This window comes from Agreia sp. (genome assembly GCF_964263775.1).
GTDB lineage: Bacteria > Actinomycetota > Actinomycetes > Actinomycetales > Microbacteriaceae > Agreia.
Genome location: NZ_CAXVWM010000059.1, coordinates 1 through 5,713, shown reverse-complemented (window position 1 = coordinate 5,713; position 5,713 = coordinate 1). Strand labels below are relative to the sequence as shown.

Sequence of the window (5,713 nt, the reverse complement as noted above, 5' to 3'; positions counted from 1 at the left end):
CCGATGCGCACGGGGCGCGAAGGAGGTGTCGTCATGGTGCGAGCCTACTTATCGAGGGTGATCGACGGCTCACCTTGCGGCATCCGACATCGCACCTCACAATGAACAAGTGAAGTCGATAGAGCCGAAGGCTGTGAGCGCGCGCCCCCGGCGCCCGCGCCGCAACCTCGCCTCCCGGATTCTTCCCCCGGCCGCCCTGCTTTTCGTCGGCGCGCTCGCCGTGGCCACGTCGCTTCCGGCCGCCGCTTTCGGCCCCGGCTCGACGTTCGGAATGACCGGGGTGACAGGCGGCTCGCAGTCGCAGGATCAACTGCTGTCGGTGGATGCCTCCGCCGCAGACGCCAGCGTGCTGCGCGACGGCTACACGGTAAACACCCCCACCCCTACGCCCACCCCGACCCCCGTGGCCAAGCCCGTCGCTGCGGCATCGACGGGCGGAAGCCCGGGAGGATGGGGCTGCCAGCGAGACGCCCCCGCCGAGACGACCAGGCTCACCTGGCCCTACGACCACCCCGTCAAGATCGGCGACGGATTCGGTCCACGCGCCGAAGGAATGCACGACGGCATCGACATGCTCGCGGGCGACGGAACCCCGATCCAGGCGATCGGCGACGGCATAGTGACTGCGTCGGGCTACAACGGATCGGCCGGCAACTACGTGGCCATCGCCACCATGGTCGGCGGACAACGCCTTTGCAGCATGTACATGCACTTTCAAGACGGCTCGGTCACTGTGACCGTCGGCCAGGAGATCACGGCCGGAACCGTGATCGGCCTCACCGGCGACACGGGAAACGCGACCGTCGAGCACTGCCACTTCGAGCTGTTCTTCGCCGACGGCGTGCGCTTCGACCCGATTCCGTACCTCGAGGCCAACGCCAGCTACTGACTGCCTTTCGACAGGCTCAGGCAACGGGTGCCGCCACCCTCGACCTAGCGGCCGAGGAACTTCTGCAGCGAGGCCAGTTCTTCTTCGCTCGGTGCGCCAGGCGCGCTCTTGCCTTTGCCGAGCCCCAGCCCGAAGCCGGAGCCACCCGCCGAGACGGGCGCGGCATCCGGCTTGATACCCGCGGCGCGTGCCGCGTCTTCTGCCGCACGCTTGGCGGGGTTGCCCGACTTCGATCCGCTCTTCTTCTTGGCGACCTGCTTGCGACCGCCATGGGCACCGGGAACCGGACCCATTCCAGGGATGTTCGGCATGCCGCCCTTGGCTACGGTCTTCATCATCTTGGCGGCCTGCTCGAAGCGCTGAACGAGCTGGTTCACGTCGGTGACGGTCATGCCCGAACCCTTGGCGATGCGCACGCGGCGCGAGCCGTTGAGCAGCTTCGAATTCTGCCGCTCGGCTTTGGTCATCGACTGGATGATCGCCTCTGTGCGCACGATCTCGCGCTCGTCGAAGTTCTCGAGCTGTTGCTTCATGCCGCCCATGCCGGGGAGCATGCCCATCATCTTCTTGATGGATCCGGCGCCGCGAAGCTGCTGCATCTGAGACAGGAAGTCTTCGAGCGTGAATGTGTCGGTGGCGAACTTCTCGGCCATCTTCATGGCCTCGCCCTCATCGAAGGCCGACTGGGCCTGCTCGATGAGGGTCAGGATGTCGCCGAGGTCGAGGATGCGGCTCGCCATGCGATCGGGGTAGAACGGCTCGAAGTCGTCGAGCGATTCGCCGGTCGACGCGAAGATGATCGGGCGTCCGGTGACGGAGGCGACAGAAAGCGCTGCTCCACCGCGGGCGTCGCCGTCGAGCTTCGTGAGCACGACCCCGGTGAAGTCGACTCCTTCTTGGAAGGCCTTGGCCGTGGCGACCGCGTCTTGACCGATCATGGCGTCGATGACGAACAGCACCTCGTCGGGGTCGACGGCCTTGCGGATGTCTGCGGCCTGCTTCATCATGTCGGCGTCGACGCCGAGGCGGCCGGCCGTGTCGACGATAACCACGTCGTACTGCTTGTCGATGGCGAACTTGATCGAGTCCTTCGCGACCCTCACCGGGTTGCCGGTGCCGTTGCCCGGCTCGGGCGCGAAGACGGCGACACCCGCCTGGCCGGCGACGACCTGCAGCTGGTTGACCGCGTTCGGCCGCTGCAGGTCGGCGGCGACCAGCAGGGGGGTGTGGTTGTCTTTGGCGAGCCACTTGGCGAGCTTGCCCGCCAGGGTGGTCTTACCGGCGCCCTGCAGGCCCGCCAACATGATGACGGTCGGCGGCTTCTTGGCGAACTGGATGCGACGGGCTTCGCCGCCGAGGATCGCCACGAGTTCTTCGTTGACGATCTGAACGACCTGCTGCGCGGGGTTGAGGGCTTTGTTGACCTCGCCGCCCAGAGCGCGCTCGCGCACGTTGCCGGTGAACTCCTTGACGACCTCGAGCGCGACGTCGGCGTCGAGCAGTGCGCGCCTAATCTCGCGGACCGTCGCGTCCACATCGGCGGGGCTCAGCTTGCCCTTCGTGCGAAGGTTCTTGAATGTCTCTGCGAGCCGGTCAGACAGGTTTCCGAAAGTAGCCATGGTTCGACAAGTTTACCCGCCCGTTGCCTGAGTTCGTCGAAGGGCTGCCGATCGAGACGATCCCCATGTCGGGGCAGTCCCTAGACTCGACCCATGCGTCACGGAATCGTCATCCTTCCCCAAGATCCCTGGTCGATCGCCCGTCGCAAGTGGCAGTCGGCGGAGGGGCTCGGCTTCGATCACGCGTGGACCTACGATCACCTCTCCTGGCGGTCGCTGGCCGACCAGCCGTGGAACGCGACGATCCCGACGCTCACGGCGGCGGCGGTCGTCACGGAGACCATTCGCCTCGGCACCTTCGTCTCATCGCCGAACTTCCGGCATCCGGTGCCGTTCGCCAAAGAGGTCGCCACCGTCGACGACATCTCGGGCGGCAGGTTCTTGCTCGGAGTCGGTTCCGGCGGCACGGGCTTCGACGCGTTCGTGCTCGGCCAGGCCGAATACACGCCTCGCGAGCGCCACGCGCGCTTCGCCGAGTTCGTGACGCTGCTCGATGAGCTGCTTCGGCACGAGGGTGACAACGCCCGCGGTATCCGCTTCGACGGCGACTGGTACTCGGCGGTCGACGCCCGCATGGTCGGCAACCCCGTTCAGCAGCCGCGAGTTCCGTTCGTGCTCGCGGCCAACGGCCCTCGCGGACTCGCACTCGTGGCCGAGCAGGGCCAGGGCTGGGTCACCACGGGCACAGACGGAGCCACGGGCGACGAGTGGTGGTCTGTGGTAGAAACGCTGGCCGGCCGTCTCGATGACGCGGCCGAGAAGGCGGGCCGCGACCCGGCATCCATCGATCGTTATCTGTCGCTCGACTCGGGCGGCCAGTTCTCGCTCGAGAGTGTCGGGGCGTTCGACGATCTGGCCGGGCGCGCGGCGCAGCTCGGGTTCACGGACGTCATCTCGCACTGGCCGCGAGCCGGGGGCATCTACGCCGGCGACGAAGAGGTTCTCTACGAGGTGGCGTCGAGGTTCTAGCCCGTCGACAGGCTCCCTTCGACGGGCTCAGGGAGCGGGGGTTAGCCGACCAGGTTCTGCGCGAAGACGTGCGGCGTGAAGCCGGTGAGGTCGTTGATGCCCTCGCCCTGGCCGATCAGCTTGATGGGTATTCCCGTTCTCTCCTGCACGGCCAGCACGAACCCGGCCTTGGCCGAGCCGTCGAGCTTGGTGAGAACCAGCCCGGTGACTCCCGCGTGCTGAATGAACGCCTCGGCCTGGGCGAGCCCGTTCTGGCCCGTAGTGGCATCGAGCACGAGCAGCACCTCGGCCACCGGTGCCTGCTTCTCGATCACTCGACGAATCTTGCCCAGCTCGTCCATGAGACCACCCTTGGTCTGCAGCCGACCTGCCGTGTCGATGACCACGATCTCGGTGCCGTGCAGCTTGGCGTATTCGATGGTCTGGAACGCCACGGACGCTGGATCTTGCCCCTCGTGCTGCGGGCGCACGATGGCGGCGCCGGCGCGCTCGGCCCACGTGGCCACTTGCTCGACCGCCGCGGCGCGGAAGGTGTCGGCCGCACCGATCACGACAGAGCGCTCGTAGGTCGCGAGGAACCTCGCGAACTTTCCGATGGTCGTGGTCTTGCCGACCCCGTTGACTCCGACGACGAGCACCACGGCAGGGCGCTCAGACAGATGCAGGGTCGTGTCGAACCGCGACAGCCGCTCCTCCATCGTCTCGCGCAGCATGCGCTGAAGGTCTTTCGGATCGGTCGTCTTGAACCGGTCGACCTTGGCCCGCAGGTCGCCTACGACCGAGTCTGTGACATCGGGGCCGAAGTCGGCCTTCAGCAGCGCGTCTTCCAGGTCGTCCCACGTGTTGGCGTCGATCGTGGGCTTGGTGAACATGCCTCTGAGGGCGCCAGACAAAGACCAGGGGGTGCGTTCAGCCATGCGACAAGACTACCGGCGCACGTCTAGCCGACCGCCTGCACGAAGCCGTCAGAGCGCTCCGCCTCGGCGGCGAGGTGGGCCAGGCGTTCAGGCAGTTCGAATCCCATGCGAGCCATCGACTGCGCCCACAACCGGCCGGCCCGGTAGCTCGATCGCACCAGGGGCCCGGCCAGAACTCCCAGAAAACCGATCTCCTCCGCCTCCTGCTTGAAGGCCACGAACTCCTCGGGCTTGACCCAGCGCGAGACGGGCAAGTGGCGCGGGCTGGGCCGCAGGTACTGCGTCAGAGTAATGATGTCGGTGCCCGCGTCGTGCAGGTCGCGCAGCGCCTGGCTCACCTCGGCCGGCTCCTCGCCCATACCGAGGATGAGGTTCGACTTGGTGATCAGTCCGGCGGCCCGCGCCTGGGTGAGCACGTCGAGCGAGCGTTCGTAGCGGAAGGCCGGACGGATGCGCTTGAAGATGCGCGGAACCGTCTCGACGTTGTGCGCGAACACCTCGGGCCGCGACGAGAACACCTCGGCGAGGAGGTCAGGATTGCCCGAGAAGTCGGTGGCGAGGATCTCGACGCCGGTTCCCGGGTTGCGGCGATGGATCTCGCGCACCGTCTCGGCGTGCAGCCACGCGCCCTCGTCGGGCAGGTCGTCGCGGGCGACGCCGGTGACCGTGGCGTAGCGCAGGTTCATCTTCTCGACCGATTCGGCGACCCGTCGGGGCTCATCTGTGTCATAGTCGGCGGGTTTGCCCGTGTCGATCTGACAGAAGTCGCAGCGGCGCGTGCACTGCGAGCCGCCGATGAGGAAGGTCGCCTCGCGGTCCTCCCAGCACTCGAAAATGTTGGGGCAGCCGGCCTCCTGGCAGACGGTGTGCAGCCCCTCCTCTTTCACGAGGTTCTGCAGGGCACGGTATTCAGGGCCGAAGCGCGCCTTCGTCTTGATCCACTCGGGCTTCTTCTCGATCGGCGTCTCGGCGTTGCGGATCTCGAGCCGCAGCAGCTTGCGCCCCTCGGGCACGGCGCTCACGCGGCGACCTCGACGGCAGCGGCGAAGCCTGCGATCGTCGACGAGTCAGTGAACCGGTCGGCGACCAGGGGTGCGATCTCGCTCGGCGAAACCGCACGTCCGAGGCACTCGCTGATCGTGGTCACGCCCGCATCGCGGATGCCGCACGCGATGATGTGCGAATACGGTTCGAGGCTGTTGCTGCAGTTGAGGGCGAAGCCGTGCATCGTCACCCCGTGGGCGATGCGGATGCCGATGGCCGCGATCTTGAGGTCGGCGCCATTCCGCGAGACCCAGACGCCGGAACGCCCCTCGACG

The 5,713-nt window shown here is 67.0% G+C and carries 5 protein-coding genes and 1 pseudogene; 2 read left to right on the top strand and 4 right to left on the bottom strand.

Features of this window, described 5'->3' with window-relative positions; genetic code table 11:
• The first annotated feature begins 109 nt into the window (after positions 1 to 109).
• Complete coding sequence (locus tag ACE5CZ_RS05210) at positions 110 to 889, top strand: M23 family metallopeptidase (protein ID WP_374946280.1); 780 nt, start codon at positions 110 to 112, stop codon at positions 887 to 889.
• Positions 890 to 933: 44 nt separating this feature from the next.
• On the opposite strand, the gene ffh is transcribed toward ACE5CZ_RS05210, so the two are convergent.
• Positions 934 to 2,508, bottom strand: coding sequence for a signal recognition particle protein (ffh, locus tag ACE5CZ_RS05205; protein ID WP_374946279.1), 1,575 nt, complete (start codon positions 2,506 to 2,508; stop codon positions 934 to 936).
• Between the two features lie 93 nt (positions 2,509 to 2,601).
• On the opposite strand from ffh, the gene ACE5CZ_RS05200 reads away from it, so the two are divergent.
• Positions 2,602 to 3,477, top strand: coding sequence for an LLM class flavin-dependent oxidoreductase (locus ACE5CZ_RS05200; RefSeq protein WP_374946278.1), 876 nt, complete (start codon positions 2,602 to 2,604; stop codon positions 3,475 to 3,477).
• A gap of 41 nt (positions 3,478 to 3,518) precedes the next feature.
• Here the strand turns inward: ACE5CZ_RS05200 and ftsY are convergent, their stop codons facing one another.
• From ftsY to ACE5CZ_RS05185, 3 genes and pseudogenes are all read right to left on the bottom strand, one after another.
• Positions 3,519 to 4,394 carry a signal recognition particle-docking protein FtsY gene (gene ftsY / locus ACE5CZ_RS05195; protein ID WP_374946277.1) on the bottom strand — a complete coding sequence of 292 codons (876 nt, stop codon included), beginning with the start codon at positions 4,392 to 4,394 and terminating at the stop codon, positions 3,519 to 3,521.
• 23 nt (positions 4,395 to 4,417) lie between these two features.
• Positions 4,418 to 5,416, bottom strand: coding sequence for a lipoyl synthase (lipA, locus tag ACE5CZ_RS05190; protein ID WP_374946276.1), 999 nt, complete (start codon positions 5,414 to 5,416; stop codon positions 4,418 to 4,420).
• Positions 5,413 to 5,713: pseudogene (locus ACE5CZ_RS05185) on the bottom strand (lipoate--protein ligase B); the annotation flags it as partial. The gene lipA and the pseudogene ACE5CZ_RS05185, both read right to left, overlap by 4 nt.

Excerpts from the sequence above, each read along its gene's own strand:
- ftsY (WP_374946277.1), bottom strand. The coding sequence starts at position 4,394 with ATGGCTGAACGCACCCCCTGGTCTTTGTCTGGCGCCCTCAGAGGCATG.
- ACE5CZ_RS05200 (WP_374946278.1), top strand. The coding sequence starts at position 2,602 with ATGCGTCACGGAATCGTCATCCTTCCCCAAGATCCCTGGTCGATCGCC.
- ffh (WP_374946279.1), bottom strand. The coding sequence starts at position 2,508 with ATGGCTACTTTCGGAAACCTGTCTGACCGGCTCGCAGAGACATTCAAG.